The following is a 13,988-nucleotide window of genomic DNA, read 5'->3' as shown; positions in this document are numbered from 1 at the left end:
ATGGCAACTGGCACGCTGCCCGATGCTGGGCAGATCCTCAATTCTTTGATTAACAGTATTTTGCTGGTCGACGACGAGCTGGCCGTACATTACGCCAACCCGGCGGCGCAGCAGCTGCTCGCCCAGAGCTCACGCAAACTGTTTGGCACCCCGCTTCCGGAATTATTGAGCTATTTCTCGCTGAATATTGGCCTGATGCAGGAAAGTCTGCAGGCCGGTCAGGGCTTTACCGATAACGAAGTCACGCTGGTGATCGACGGGCGCTCACATATTTTATCGCTTACCGCACAACGGCTTCCTGAAGGACTGATCCTGCTTGAAATGGCGCCGATGGATAATCAGCGCCGCCTGAGCCAGGAACAACTTCAGCATGCTCAGCAAATTGCCGCCCGTGACCTGGTGCGAGGCCTGGCGCATGAAATCAAGAACCCGCTGGGTGGCTTACGCGGTGCGGCACAACTCCTGACCAAAGCGCTGCCCGACCCTGCGCTGGCGGAGTACACCAACGTCATCATTGAGCAGGCAGACCGCCTGCGTAACCTGGTTGACCGTCTGCTCGGGCCGCAACAGCCCGGCATGCATGTCTCAGAAAGTATTCATAAAGTGGCTGAGCGGGTTGTGAAACTCGTCTCAATGGAGCTGCCGGAGAACGTCACGCTGGTCCGTGATTACGACCCAAGCCTGCCGGAACTGGCGCATGACCCGGATCAGATTGAGCAGGTCTTGCTGAATATTGTGCGTAATGCCCTGCAGGCGCTGGGGACGGAAGGGGGCGAAATTATTTTGCGCACCCGCACCGCGTTCCAGCTCACACTGCACGGCGTGCGCTATCGTCTGGCTGCTCGCATCGACGTTGAGGACAACGGGCCGGGTATTCCGTCGCATCTTCAGGACACCCTGTTCTACCCGATGGTCAGCGGTCGCGAAGGCGGTACCGGCCTGGGGTTATCCATTGCCCGTAGTTTGATCGATCAACACTCTGGAAAAATTGAATTTACCAGTTGGCCGGGACATACCGAGTTTTCGGTTTTCCTGCCGATTAAAAAATAAAGGTGACGTTTATGCAACGAGGGATAGTCTGGGTAGTCGATGACGATAGCTCCATCCGTTGGGTGCTTGAACGCGCGCTCACAGGGGCAGGATTAAGCTGCACGACGTTTGAGAGCGGCAGCGAAGTGCTCGACGCACTCACCACCAAAACGCCGGATGTGCTGCTTTCGGATATTCGCATGCCGGGAATGGACGGGCTGGCGCTTTTAAAGCAGATCAAACAACGCCATCCTATGCTTCCGGTCATCATAATGACGGCGCATTCCGACCTGGACGCCGCGGTGAGCGCCTATCAGCAAGGGGCGTTCGATTACCTGCCCAAACCGTTTGATATCGACGAAGCGGTCGCCCTGGTTGAGCGCGCGATCAGCCACTACCAGGAGCAGCAGCAACCTCGTCACACGCCTGACTTCGGGCCCACGACGGACATCATTGGCGAAGCGCCGGCCATGCAGGATGTGTTTCGTATCATTGGCCGTCTGTCACGCTCGTCCATCAGCGTACTGATTAATGGCGAATCGGGAACCGGTAAAGAGCTGGTAGCGCATGCCTTACATCGCCACAGCCCGCGGGCAAAAGCACCGTTTATCGCCCTGAATATGGCCGCCATCCCAAAGGATTTAATTGAATCCGAACTGTTTGGCCATGAGAAAGGGGCTTTTACCGGCGCGAATACCATTCGCCAGGGTCGCTTCGAGCAGGCTGACGGTGGAACACTCTTCCTGGATGAAATCGGCGATATGCCGCTGGATGTCCAGACCCGTCTGCTGCGCGTGTTGGCCGACGGACAGTTTTATCGCGTAGGTGGCTATGCGCCGGTGAAGGTCGATGTACGCATTATTGCCGCGACGCACCAGAATCTGGAGCAGCGCGTCCAGGAAGGTAAATTCCGTGAGGATTTATTCCATCGCCTGAACGTGATCCGCGTTCATTTGCCACCGCTACGTGAACGCCGTGAAGATATTCCCCGCCTGGCGCGCCATTTTCTGCAGGTCGCTGCCCGCGAGCTGGGCGTGGAAGCCAAGCAGCTGCATCCGGAAACCGATGCCGCCCTCACCCGTCTGGCGTGGCCGGGCAACGTGCGTCAGCTGGAAAACACCTGTCGCTGGTTGACCGTAATGGCCGCCGGACAGGAAGTCCTGATTCAGGATTTACCGGCTGAACTGTTTGAAGCGACTGCGCCAGAAAGCAGCACCGGACATGCATTGCCGGACAGCTGGGCGACACTGCTGGCACAGTGGGCCGATCGCGCGCTGCGTTCCGGTCATCAAAACTTACTGTCTGAAGCCCAGCCCGAGATGGAGCGCACGCTGTTGACCACCGCACTCCGCCATACACAAGGCCATAAGCAGGAAGCGGCACGCCTGCTGGGATGGGGACGTAATACCCTGACGCGTAAGCTGAAAGAGCTGGGCATGGAGTGATCTTTACCCTTGTGTAAAGGTTATTAATTGAGCGCAAATTGCTGCTATTTTGCGCTTTACTGTATCAATGATTTTTGTATGATCGTGCCCGGAAAGTGAGGGTGATCATCATGCTGGAAACATTAGTGAATATGCTCTCAAGTGGAGCAGCTGAAAGCCACACGCCACAAACAGCCGTTGCTGCTGTGCTGTGCGCGGCGCTGGTTGGACTGTTTAGCTAGAGAGTCGCTAACAAAAAAGCCGGGTAGCGGCTTCGCCTTACCCGGCCAAATATGTTGGCACGTCTTAAATGACGCGTGAGAACTGCTGCAGACGCGCTTTCTGACGCAGATAGGCGTCGAAGCACATGCAGATATTACGAATCAACAGGCGCCCTTTGGGTGTCACGTCAATTGCACGTTCTGAAACATCCACCAGCCCATCTTTTGCCAGAGGCGCTAACAGCTTCAGGTCATCAGCAAAGTAATCGCTGAAATGCAGATCCCATTGCGCTTCCACCTCGCTGAAATCAAGACGGAAGTTACAGATGAGCGCCTTAATCACGTCACGACGGATGCAGTCATCGCGCGTTAACGCGATACCGCGCCACAGCGCGTTGCCCGCGTCATCTACCTGCTGATAGTAAAGCTTCAGCTCTTTCTGGTTCTGCGCGTAGCAGTCACCGATCATGCTGATGGCGGAGACGCCCATCCCCAGCAAATCAGTGTCGCCCTGGGTGGTGTAGCCCTGGAAATTTCGGTGCAGTACGCCTTCGCGCTGGGCAATAGCCAGCTCGTCATCCGGACGAGCAAAGTGATCCATGCCGATGAACTGATAACCGGCTTCGGTCAGCGAGGCGATGGTTTCCTGCAGAATATCCAGCTTCTGTTGGGCAGAAGGCAGGTCGGCATCTTTGATTTTGCGCTGAGCGGCAAACAGCGTCGGCAGATGCGCATAGTTAAAGACGCTCAGGCGGTCCGGGTTGAGTTCGGCCACGCGTTTCAGCGTGAAGGCGAAGCTCTCCGGCGTTTGCTTAGGCAGGCCGTAAATCAGGTCGATATTGGTCGACGTAAAGCCGATATCGCGGGCGTGGTTGAGTAAGGCAAAGATAAACTCTTCATCCTGCTCACGGTTCACCAGCCGCTGCACCTCTTTGTTGAAGTCCTGCACGCCCATGCTCAGGCGATTGAAACCTTCAGCGCGTAAGTGATCCAGTACATCCAGCTCAATTTCGCGCGGATCGACCTCGATCGAGATTTCAGCATCGTCGTTAAAACGGAAGTGGTTGCGCAGGAGCGTCATTAAACGGCTGATCTGCGCTTTATTCAGATACGTTGGCGTCCCCCCACCCCAGTGAAGCTGGCTGACGTGACGGCCGGTAAACAGCGGGGCACGGTGCAGAATCTCCTGCTCCAGCGCATCCAGATACTGATCGGCTTTATGTTGCTGACGGGTAACGATTTTATTGCAGCCGCAGAAGTAGCAAAGCTTGTGGCAGAATGGAATATGGACATAGAGCGACAGCGGTCGCTCGGGGTAGCGCGCGACAGCCTGCTGAAACGCCGCCTCGCCGAAACTATCGGAGAACTCCAGCGCGGTGGGGTATGACGTATAACGCGGCCCGGAATAGTTATATTTCTGGATTAGGGCCAAATCCCAGTCGATAGTTGGTACAGACATGCTCACTCCTTCCGTTGGTGTCGCGTTCGCATACGGCGGCCCGTTCTGGCCCCATCGCGGGCCATCACTCGGGTGCGCAGCCACTTCTGTCGCTGCGACAACCGCCGTAGTTTAACGAATAACCACACCAGATAACATATAACCGGAAGGGTTATTAGCAGGACTATCGTCCCTGCCGGATGCAAATGTTAGTTTCCACCCTTCAGAAGACGCATCATATCTTCCTGCTTTTCGTCTTCTTCTTCGTCTTCGTCATCGTCGTAAGACAGACCCAGCTTCTGCATCAGCTCATCAATGCGGTCCAGTTTGGCATCAACCCATGACTGCTCTTCGGCGGTTAGGGTTTCACCCTCTTCAAGACGTTCCAGCAGCGCGTCCAGGCGCTCATCGTTCTCCAGCAAATCCAGCTCAGCCTGCGGTGAAAGCATAGGTTTCTCGCTCTTTGGTTTGTGCTGCTTAGTGACCGGGGTGTCTGTCACGCCCAGTGGAACAGGTGTTTTACTGCCAATACGTGGGTCTTTCTGCTGCTTGTTTTTCGCAGAAGCGCCAGAAGCATCACCACCGTTTGCACGGCTACCCGCAGCATGACCGCGATGTTTTTTATCGCGTTTGCGATCGCGCGATTCCTGGTTCAGTTCTTCGCGCGTTTTGCGGTGTGCTTTTGCAGGGCGTTTAGCGCCCGCAGCGGAGGTCGGTTTTTTCATGATGTTTTATCTTTAAGTCGTTTTCTTCAGTATAGAATTGCGGCGAAATCTAGCAGAAAGCAAGCAAAGAAAAAAGGCGACAGAGCAATCTGTCGCCTTTTTTCCTGACTCACAACCCTTAACGGGTCAGACATTCCGTGTTTGCCAACAACAAACCCTGTTTATCCCTTGGCTAATACCGTCCGTGATACGGTTCCGTTTCCTGTTAAAACGCCTCCAGGCGTTGGTCATCCTGACAATCCTGCGTCTTCGCCTCCTGGCGCTCCTGACCCTAATCCTTAAGTCTATTTCCTGTTGGCTTCCTCGCCCTGACGCACACTTTACCCTGTTCAGTTAAACTGACAAGCAACGAAACGGCACAAAAACGGATTTTCAGATAATTACCCGAGAATAAGATTATGATTTAAAACAATTTGGCTTTTTTAACGCCTGCGAATTCTCTGAAATCTCCCATAGTATTCATAGCCAATCTCTCACAACCGCCAGGGTTTTAACCTACAGGCACTGTGCAATCAAAAAAGTCTTTTGCCGGCATTCAGGTATAATCCCCCTCAGATTACGATTTTGGAGACGACCACGTGACTACCTGGAACTACCAACAGACGCATTTTGTCACCAGTGCGCCCGATATCCGCCACCTTCCTTCTGATACTGGCATTGAAGTGGCTTTTGCTGGCCGCTCTAACGCGGGGAAATCCAGCGCCCTGAATACGCTGACCAATCAGAAGAGCCTGGCGCGTACCTCAAAAACACCTGGCCGTACTCAGCTGATTAACCTGTTTGAAGTGGCAGAAGGCAAACGCCTGGTCGACTTACCGGGATATGGTTACGCGCAAGTACCGGAAGAGATGAAGATCAAATGGCAGCGCGCGCTGGGTGAATACCTGGAAAAACGCCAGTGCCTGAAAGGTCTGGTGGTGCTGATGGATATCCGCCATCCCCTGAAAGATCTTGATCAGCAGATGATCGACTGGGCTGTCTCAAGTGAGATAGCCGTGCTGGTACTGCTGACTAAAGCGGATAAACTGGCGAGCGGCGCGCGTAAAGCGCAGGTGAATATGGTTCGCGAAGCGGTGCTGGCTTTTAACGGCGACGTACAGGTAGAGCCGTTCTCCTCGCTGAAAAAGCAGGGTGTCGACAAGCTGCGTCAGAAGCTCGATAGCTGGTTCAACGAGCTGGAACCCGCGACGGAAGCGGAAGAAGAGTAATACTGAGCGCGGCGATGTCCGCGCTTTTTTTTGCCTGGATTTTTCTTTGCCGCAATAAAAAACGCCCCAGTCATTACTGACTGGGGCGGCTAAAATATTCAGCCAAATCCGATTACGTGAAGTAAAAGGTCTGAAAGATAGAACATCTTACCTCTGTACCCTACGCGAATAACTCTACCCCTTTTTTTGCTGTAGAAAAAGCACTTTTTGTAGTTTTTTTTCATTCTTTACATAGGGAATTCTAATGATCGTCACAAAACGCACTTTGTTATGTTGCTAACTTACATAAAAAGCGCGTTATTGGCAGAACCCTTAGTGAGCTTGATCCCAGTTTTCACCGCTGCCCACTTCCACCAGCAACGGCACGTCAAGCGTCATGCTGCTTTCCATCAGTTCGTGGATCTTCTTCGACACGGTGTCCAGATCATCTTTGTGGACTTCGAATACCAGTTCATCGTGTACCTGCATGATCATCTTCACGCGTGGCTTCTCTTTTTCCAGCCAGGCATCAACCGCAATCATCGCGCGCTTAATAATGTCTGCCGCCGTCCCCTGCATCGGGGCGTTGATGGCAGCACGTTCTGCACCGGCACGACGCGCGGCGTTGCTTGATTTGATGTCCGGCAGATAAAGGCGACGGCCATCCAGGGTTTCGACGTAGCCTTTCTCCTTCGCCTGTGCGCGGGTGCGTTCCATATATTCCAGCACGCCCGGATAACGCTCGAAGTAGAGATCCATATACTTCTGCGACTCTTTACGCGGAATGTTGAGCTGGCGCGAAAGGCCAAAGGCGCTCATGCCGTAGATCAGACCGAAGTTGATCGCCTTCGCACTGCGACGTTGCTCGTGAGTCACGCTGTCCAGCGGCAGCCCAAAGACTTCAGCCGCCGTTGCACGGTGGATATCCTTTCCTTCCGCAAAGGCCGTCAGCAGCCCCTTGTCGCGTGACAGGTGCGCCATAATACGCAGCTCAATTTGCGAGTAGTCGGCCGAGACGATCAGGTAGTCGTCTGGCGCGATAAACGCCTGACGGATACGACGGCCTTCTTCATTGCGTACCGGGATGTTCTGCAGGTTTGGATCGGTCGAGGAGAGACGACCGGTCGCCGCCACAGCCTGATGATACGAGGTATGCACGCGGCCCGTTTTAGGGTTGATCATCAGCGGAAGTTTATCGGTATAGGTAGACTTCAGCTTCGCCAGACCACGGTACTGGAGAATCACTTTTGGCAGCGGGTAATCCAGCGCCAGTTCCTCAAGCACTTCTTCAGACGTTGATGGCGCGCCGCCAGGGGTTTTCTTCAGCGGCTTAATTCCCTGTTTTTCAAACAGGATGGTCTGAAGCTGTTTCGGAGACGAAAGGTTAAACGGTTCGCCGGCAAGCTCATGCGCCTTCTGCTCAAGCTCGGTCAACCGCTGCGCCAGTTCTCCAGAGTGGTTATGCAGCACCGTCGGATCAATTTTTACGCCGTTGCGCTCAATGCGCGAGAGCACAGGTACCAGCGGCATCTCAATGTGCTGGAACACGTTCAGCGGACCTTCGTGCTTCTGCAGTTTTGGCCACATCTTCAGGTGCAGTTGCAGCGTGACATCGGCGTCTTCGGCCGCGTAGCGACCCGCTTCTTCCAGGGCAATCTGATTGAAGGTGAGCTGGTTTTTACCTTTTCCGGCAATCTCTTCAAAAGTAATGGTCTTATGCTTGAGCCAACGGTCGGATAAGGAGTCCATATCGTGACGACCCGCCACGCTGTCGAGAATGTAAGATTCCAGCATGGTATCGAACGCAATGCCGCGCAGCTCAATGCCATAGTTTTGCAGAATGCCGCGATCATATTTGAGGTTTTGCCCAACCTTAAGCGCCTTGTCATCTTCCAGAATCGGCTTCAGCAGCTCCAGCACACGCTCACGCGGGATCTGATCAGGCGCATCAAGGTAATCATGTGCAACGGGCACATAGGCCGCCATTCCCGGCTCCGTCGCAAATGACAGGCCGACCATATTGGCGGAGATGTTATCGAGGCTGTCGGTTTCCGTGTCGAAGGCAAAGAACGGCGCTTTTTTGAGTTTCTCAATCCACGCCACAAGATGTGACTCTTCAAGGAGGGTTTCGTAGTTGTCGAAAGAGAGCGCGATGGCCTCTTCTTCTGCCAGCTCTTCGGCATCAACGACAATCGTCTCCTTTGGCTTAGCAGCCGGTTTGGCCCCTTTTGCCTGCAACCATTTACCGGCTTCCACGTCAGTGGTCCAGCGCTTGAATTCGTATTTCTTAAACAGGCTTAGCAGTTCGTCTGCGGAAGGCTGCTGCACTTCAAGCTGCTCACAACCCAGTTCCAGTTCAACATCGGTTTTAATGGTTGCCAGCTTATAGGAGAGATAAGCCACCTCTTTGTTCTCTTCCAGCTTTCCGGCCATGGTTTTTGCACCACGGAAGGAGAGCCCGGCGATTTTTTCCGGCTCCGCGTACAGTGTATCCAGCCCGCCCAATCCCTGAAGCAGCGCCTGGGCGGTCTTTTCACCCACGCCAGGTACACCAGGGATGTTATCCGAGGAGTCGCCCATCAGCGCGAGGAAGTCGATAATCAGCTCTGGCGGCACGCCATATTTTGTGACCACCTCTTCAGGCCCCAGAATGGTGTTGGTCATGGTGTTAATCAGGGTGATACCCGGCGTTACCAGCTGCGCCATATCTTTATCCCCTGTACTGATCAGTACCGGACGACCCATTTTTTCTGCTTCACGTGCCAGCGTACCTATTACGTCATCGGCTTCGACCCCAGAGACGGCCAGCAGCGGCAAGCCCATCGCTTTTACCATCGCGTGCAGCGGTTCAATCTGCGCACGCAGATCGTCAGGCATTGGCGGACGGTGAGATTTGTAATGCTCAAAAAGCTCGTCGCGGAAGGTTTTACCTTTCGCATCAAACACCACTGCCGCATGGGTTGGCTGGTACTGAAGGATCAGGCTGCGCAGCATGTTTAGCACGCCGTACATTGCGCCGGTAGGTTCCCCTGCGCTATTGGTCAGAGGAGGAAACGCATGGTACGCCCGATACAGGTAAGAAGAGCCGTCGACGAGAATAAGAGGGTTTTCTGGGATCTGAACCATAATGTCCGTGCCTTTAATCAATTTATGCGTAAAGGATGCCACAGAAGGATGAAAACATCAGTTATTAGCGCCAGATACAGGAAAAGATTTTGCGATCGTGAGGATCGCTCGCAAAAATAAATCTGTGGATAAGTTTGTGCATACTTTTACGTCATAGGAATAACAGACGCTAAAAGTACATACCTCATAATAAATAGATGCTATATATCATAGAGTTATTATGTTTCATTTGATCTTTATGGCCAATTGATGACAATTTAGTCTATGTGGATATAAGCCCAGGGCCGCATGCCGTTATAGCGAAATCTTCTGCTCCCGGGCGTTATCCCGCAACGCCTGGCATGAAAGCACCCTTATTTTGTCTGATTTCTGATAAAATCAGCGCCCTGCACCGGATAGCCGGCCGCTCACTTACAGCTAACCATCTGAAAAAGCTCATCATGTCGAGATTGCTCGCAGCAATAACATTACCTTTAAGCATCATTTTAACTATTCTGGTGACTGTCGCCTGTTCTGTGCCGATCATTGTTGCCGGCATCATTAAGTTGCTGCTGCCCGTGCCCGTGGTATGGCGAGCCGTATCCGCATTTTGTAATTTCATGATGTACTGCTGGTGTGAAGGACTGGCGTTCCTGTTGTACCTGAACCCACACCTGAAGTGGGATGTGGAAGGGCTTGAAGGCCTCAACAAAAAGAACTGGTACCTGCTTATCTGCAACCACCACAGCTGGGCAGACATCGTGGTGTTATGCGTGCTTTTCCGCAAACATATCCCGATGAACAAATACTTCCTGAAACAGCAGCTCGCCTGGGTGCCTTTTATAGGTCTGGCCTGCTGGGCGCTCGATATGCCGTTTATGAAACGCTATTCGCGCAGCTATTTGCTTCGTCATCCGGAGCGTCGTGGTAAAGATGTAGAAACCACCCGCCGCTCCTGCGAAAAATTTCGCGCGCATCCGACAACCATTGTGAACTTCGTGGAAGGCTCGCGCTTTACGGAAGAGAAGCGTCAACAAACTCGCTCTCCTTATCAGCACCTGCTGCCGCCCAAGGCTGCGGGCATTGCGATGGCGCTTAACGTGTTGGGCGCGCAGTTCGATAAATTACTCAACGTCACGCTCTGCTATCCGGAAAACGACAGGACACCGTTCTTCGATATGCTCAGCGGCAAGCTGACGCGGATCGTTGTACGCATCGAGCTGGTGCCGGTTGATGACGGGTTGCACGGGGATTACGTTAACGATAAGAATTTCAAACGTCTTTTCCAGCGTTGGCTGAATACGCTCTGGAATGAGAAAGATGAACAGATAGAAAAGATTAAATCTTCATACAAAAACGCCGGTCAGTGACCGGCGTTTTTTTCTTTATTGATCTTACTTCTTCTCGACCAGATATTTCACGGTATCCGCGTACTGCTGTACGAAGATATCCATGCTGCTGGTGTCCATGCCCTGCGTGTTCAGCTGATATTTGCCGTTAACATACATCGCCGGAACGCCCTGCAGCTGAAGGTCTGCGGCGGCTTTTTCCTGCTGGGCTACCAGAGATTTCACCACAAAGCTGTTCCATGCCGCGTCGTATTCTTCACCTTTCACACCGGCATCCACGAAGACTTTACGGATATCTGCAGTCGTCTGAACTGTCTGGGTTTTCTGGACTGCTTCAAACATTGGTGCAGTGATCTTATCTTCCACGCCCAGCGCGATAGCTACCGCCCACGCCTGAGTCAGGTCTTTACCCAATGGGCCCAGGAACTCAACGTGATACTTGGTCATTTTGGTGCCTTCTGGCAGCTTTTTCTTCACGTTATCGGAAACATGCAGCACCTGCTCGAACTGATAGCAATGTGGGCAATAGAACGAGAAGAACTCCAAAACCTGTGGCTCGCCAGCGACTGGTTTTTCCAGCGTCGTATACTGTTTGCCGTCGGTAAACTGCGCAGCAGAAGCGCTAAATGCCAGAATCATACCTGCCAGCGCCAGCCAAATTTTTTTCATGATTAACTCTCTCCTGGGTGTGTCCAATTAATACATCGGCGTTAATTGCAGAGGGGGCTCCTTAAGAACCTTAACCTGCTCAGTAAATGTGGATATCTGGCTGCGCCAGTAATCCTCTCCGGTAAGCCACGGGAAATTACGGGGAAATGCAGGATCGTCCCAACGCCTGATTAACCATGCGAGATAATAAACAAAACGCATCGCGCGTAAAGGTTCAATCAGGACAATTTCGTCTGAATTAAAAGGGCTAAACTCTTCATAGGCCTCAATAATCGTTTCAAGCTGCATCCGTTGCTCAGCTTTATCGCCATTGAGCAGCATCCACAGGTCCTGAACCGCAGGCCCCATACGTGCATCATCGAGATCGACGAACAGCGGGCCATCACGCCAGAGAATATTACCAGCGTGACAATCGCCGTGCAGACGCAGAACGGAAATATCATCGCGCCAGCAAGTTTTCACCGCATCAATAAGTTTATCGGTCGCGTTGAGGAAATTATCCTTAAGCGCTTTGGGGATTAGCGCCGAGGTTTCAAATACCTGACGAGGTTCCAGCAGGTATTCCTGAATACCGATTGTCGGACGGGCAATAAAGTCTTCTTTGCGTCCCGTCTGGTGAATGCGTCCCAGATATCGGGCAACCCACTCCATCTGATCGATATTATCCGCTTCAAACTGGCGGCCCCCCAGGCTTGGGAATACGGCGTAGTAAAACCCTTCGTGGGTGAGCAGCGTTTGGTTATTAAATTTAAGCGGCGCGGCAACGGGAACATCATCATCCAGCAGATCGTGAGCAAACTGGTGCTCTTCCTGAATTTGTTCTGCGGACCAACGTTGAGGGCGATAGAACTTTACGACGAAGCGCTGACGATCCTCGTCCTGAAACTGATAGACGCGGTTTTCGTAGCTATTTAAGGGGGTTAGCCCGGAATCCACCCGAATACCCTGTTCAAACAGCGCATCCATAATGGTATCCGGGTGTAATGTCTGGAAAGTAAAAGCCTGGTCGTTCATCCGATCATCCGGAAATTATACGAATGATTCAGGATATCATCTTGTGGCGATTTCGGTGCCGCCGCTTACAAGCTTTTACTCTTTAATTACGCCACGTGCGCGCAGCAACGCGGTTTTAAAATCTTCCTCATAATCTTTCTGAATACCAGGAATAACAGCGTCTTTGGCAGAGTCGCGCATTTTGAGATGGTAGATCAGGATATCGTCAGAAAGGTCTGTCAGTTCGCCGTCAAAACCTGACTCTTTCGCCAGTTTCTGTAAAAATTGCATCAGATTAAGCTCTGGCTCTTTTTGCCAGGCCGGCTGGAGGAGTTCAATGACTTCATTCAGACGTTTACATTTCATGGTGGTGCTCCTTTCATTGAGAGTGACACGTTAGCAGGGTCAATCCCACAATAAAAGAGGCGATATTCATGAATCATGGCCAGCAAATAATCGGCGTTGTTCTGGCGGGTGGCAAGGCAACCCGAATGGGGGGGAAAGATAAAGGTCTTCAGCTCCTTAACGGTAAGCCACTCTGGCAGCATGTCGCTGATACGCTTGCGGGCCAGGTCATGACAATGGCCATCAGCGCTAACAGGCATAGAGATGTTTATCAGCGTAGCGGGTATCCCGTTTACGAGGATACTCAGGAGAATTACCCCGGGCCGCTGGCCGGTATGCTTTCGGTTATGCAGCAGGCGCACGGAGAGTGGTTTATCTTCTGTCCGTGTGATACCCCGTTTATTCCGTCTTGTCTTGTCGAACGCATGGTACGGCTTCGTGGTAGCGCACCCGTTGTCTGGGCCCATGATGGTGAGCGTGACCACCCTGCTGTTGCGTTGATCCACCGTTCGTTAGTTCCGGCGTTACAGGAGTACCTGACGGCAGGAGAACGCAGGGTGATGGCTTTTATGCGCCAGTCAGGAGGCCATCCCGTCGATTTTAGCGATCTGAAATCGGCGTTTATGAACGTCAATACCACAGAAGATTTGCAGATGATGCAGGAGAAAAAATGATACCTGTTTTGGCCATTTCAGCCTGGAGTGGTACCGGGAAAACGACGCTGCTGAAAAAACTGATCCCTGCGCTTTGCGCTAAAGGTGTTCGCCCCGGATTAATTAAGCATACGCATCACAATATGGATGTAGATAAGCCGGGAAAAGACAGCTATGAGCTGCGTAAGGCGGGTGCTGCCCAAACGATGGTGGCGAGTGATCAGCGCTGGGCATTGATGACTGAAACACCGGATGAAGCGCCGCTGGATCTCATGTATCTGGTTAGCCGGATGGATCACTCTACTCTGGATCTGGTGCTGGTTGAGGGGTTTAAGCATGACGCGGTGGCAAAGATCCTGCTGTTCAGAAGCCATGCCGGGCATGATGTTCACGAGCTGACGCTTGATGAGCATGTGATTGCAGTCGCCAGTGACGTAGCCCTGGATCTGGAGGTACCGGTACTGGATTTGAATAACGTTGAGGAGATCGCCGCGTTTATTTTGAATTGGTGTGCTGTCTGATGCTCTCTCTGGTGGCGGGAAAAACCCAAAGCAAAAAACCCCGCACCATACGGTACGGGGTTCTTTTAATTGATGCCTGGCAGTTCCCTACTCTCACATGGGGAGACCCCACACTACCATCGGCGCTACGGCGTTTCACTTCTGAGTTCGGCATGGGGTCAGGTGGGACCACCGCGCTAAAGCCGCCAGGCAAATTCTGTTAATCTGTATCAGCTGAAAATCGTCTCTCATCGCCAAAACATCTTCGGCGTTGTAAGGTTAAGCCTCACGGTTCATTAGTATCGGTTAGCTCAACGCATCGCTGCGCTTACACACCCGACCTATCAACG

14 protein-coding genes and 2 rRNA genes are annotated in these 13,988 nt (G+C 52.6%); 7 read left to right on the top strand and 9 right to left on the bottom strand.

The features are described 5' to 3' along the window. From glnL to BJP35_RS06835, 3 genes are all read left to right on the top strand, one after another. Nucleotides 1–1,050 carry a nitrogen regulation protein NR(II) gene (glnL, locus tag BJP35_RS06845; protein ID WP_047742342.1) on the top strand — a complete coding sequence of 350 codons (1,050 nt, stop codon included), beginning with the start codon at nt 1–3 and terminating at the stop codon, nt 1,048–1,050. An 11-nt stretch (nt 1,051–1,061) separates the two neighbouring features. Further along, nucleotides 1,062–2,474, top strand: coding sequence for a nitrogen regulation protein NR(I) (gene glnG, locus BJP35_RS06840; RefSeq protein WP_020883985.1), 1,413 nt, complete (start codon nt 1,062–1,064; stop codon nt 2,472–2,474). Nucleotides 2,475–2,584: 110 nt separating this feature from the next. After that, the gene (locus BJP35_RS06835) at nt 2,585–2,695 is read left to right on the top strand and encodes a YshB family small membrane protein (protein WP_032670298.1); all 111 of its coding nucleotides are present in this window, start codon (nt 2,585–2,587) and stop codon (nt 2,693–2,695) included. A gap of 64 nt (nt 2,696–2,759) precedes the next feature. On the opposite strand, the gene hemN is transcribed toward BJP35_RS06835, so the two are convergent. Then, a complete protein-coding gene (gene hemN / locus BJP35_RS06830) occupies nt 2,760–4,133 on the bottom strand; it encodes an oxygen-independent coproporphyrinogen III oxidase (protein ID WP_047742345.1) in 1,374 nt (457 codons plus the stop codon). Nucleotides 4,134–4,321: 188 nt separating this feature from the next. Continuing rightward, the gene (gene yihI, locus BJP35_RS06820; protein ID WP_014172254.1) at nt 4,322–4,837 is read right to left on the bottom strand and encodes a Der GTPase-activating protein YihI; all 516 of its coding nucleotides are present in this window, start codon (nt 4,835–4,837) and stop codon (nt 4,322–4,324) included. Between the two features lie 578 nt (nt 4,838–5,415). Here yihI and yihA point away from each other — a divergent pair. Beyond that, nucleotides 5,416–6,045, top strand: a complete 630-nt coding sequence (gene yihA, locus BJP35_RS06810) for a ribosome biogenesis GTP-binding protein YihA/YsxC (protein ID WP_014172255.1) — start codon at nt 5,416–5,418, stop codon at nt 6,043–6,045. Nucleotides 6,046–6,357: 312 nt separating this feature from the next. On the opposite strand, the gene polA is transcribed toward yihA, so the two are convergent. Then, nucleotides 6,358–9,150 carry a DNA polymerase I gene (polA, locus tag BJP35_RS06805; protein WP_047742346.1) on the bottom strand — a complete coding sequence of 931 codons (2,793 nt, stop codon included), beginning with the start codon at nt 9,148–9,150 and terminating at the stop codon, nt 6,358–6,360. A 322-nt stretch (nt 9,151–9,472) separates the two neighbouring features. Then, a complete protein-coding gene (locus BJP35_RS24580) occupies nt 9,473–9,751 on the bottom strand; it encodes a hypothetical protein (RefSeq protein ID WP_226864116.1) in 279 nt (92 codons plus the stop codon). Between BJP35_RS24580 and BJP35_RS06800 the strand changes: the two genes are divergently transcribed. Further along, nucleotides 9,648–10,499, top strand: coding sequence for an acyltransferase (locus BJP35_RS06800; RefSeq protein ID WP_229216791.1), 852 nt, complete (start codon nt 9,648–9,650; stop codon nt 10,497–10,499). The two genes, BJP35_RS24580 and BJP35_RS06800, sit on opposite strands and share 104 nt — an antisense overlap. Nucleotides 10,500–10,523: 24 nt before the next feature. Here BJP35_RS06800 and dsbA read toward each other — a convergent pair whose 3' ends face one another. From dsbA to BJP35_RS06785, 3 genes are all read right to left on the bottom strand, one after another. Next, the gene (gene dsbA / locus BJP35_RS06795) at nt 10,524–11,147 is read right to left on the bottom strand and encodes a thiol:disulfide interchange protein DsbA (protein WP_020883990.1); all 624 of its coding nucleotides are present in this window, start codon (nt 11,145–11,147) and stop codon (nt 10,524–10,526) included. 27 nt (nt 11,148–11,174) lie between these two features. Beyond that, nucleotides 11,175–12,161 carry a serine/threonine protein kinase gene (locus BJP35_RS06790; RefSeq protein WP_020883991.1) on the bottom strand — a complete coding sequence of 329 codons (987 nt, stop codon included), beginning with the start codon at nt 12,159–12,161 and terminating at the stop codon, nt 11,175–11,177. Between the two features lie 75 nt (nt 12,162–12,236). Then, a complete protein-coding gene (locus BJP35_RS06785; RefSeq protein WP_010436801.1) occupies nt 12,237–12,506 on the bottom strand; it encodes a YihD family protein in 270 nt (89 codons plus the stop codon). Between the two features lie 68 nt (nt 12,507–12,574). Between BJP35_RS06785 and mobA the strand changes: the two genes are divergently transcribed. Together mobA and mobB are read left to right on the top strand one after the other, a co-directional pair. Then, nucleotides 12,575–13,159 (top strand): molybdenum cofactor guanylyltransferase MobA, encoded by a 585-nt coding sequence (gene mobA / locus BJP35_RS06780; RefSeq protein WP_047742347.1) that lies wholly within the window; start codon nt 12,575–12,577, stop codon nt 13,157–13,159. Next, nucleotides 13,156–13,659, top strand: a complete 504-nt coding sequence (mobB, locus tag BJP35_RS06775) for a molybdopterin-guanine dinucleotide biosynthesis protein MobB (protein WP_032679273.1) — start codon at nt 13,156–13,158, stop codon at nt 13,657–13,659. Before mobA ends, mobB begins: the two co-directional genes overlap by 4 nt. A gap of 74 nt (nt 13,660–13,733) precedes the next feature. On the opposite strand, the gene rrf is transcribed toward mobB, so the two are convergent. After that, a 5S ribosomal RNA gene (gene rrf / locus BJP35_RS06770) occupies nt 13,734–13,849 on the bottom strand. 64 nt (nt 13,850–13,913) lie between these two features. Beyond that, nucleotides 13,914–13,988 (bottom strand): 23S ribosomal RNA (locus BJP35_RS06765); the annotation flags it as partial.

This window comes from Enterobacter sp. J49 (genome assembly GCF_002148625.1).
GTDB classification, from domain to species: Bacteria; Pseudomonadota; Gammaproteobacteria; order Enterobacterales; family Enterobacteriaceae; genus Enterobacter; species Enterobacter ludwigii.
The sequence above is the reverse complement of the archived record's forward strand: the minus strand, read 5'-3'. Positions and strand labels throughout refer to the sequence as shown.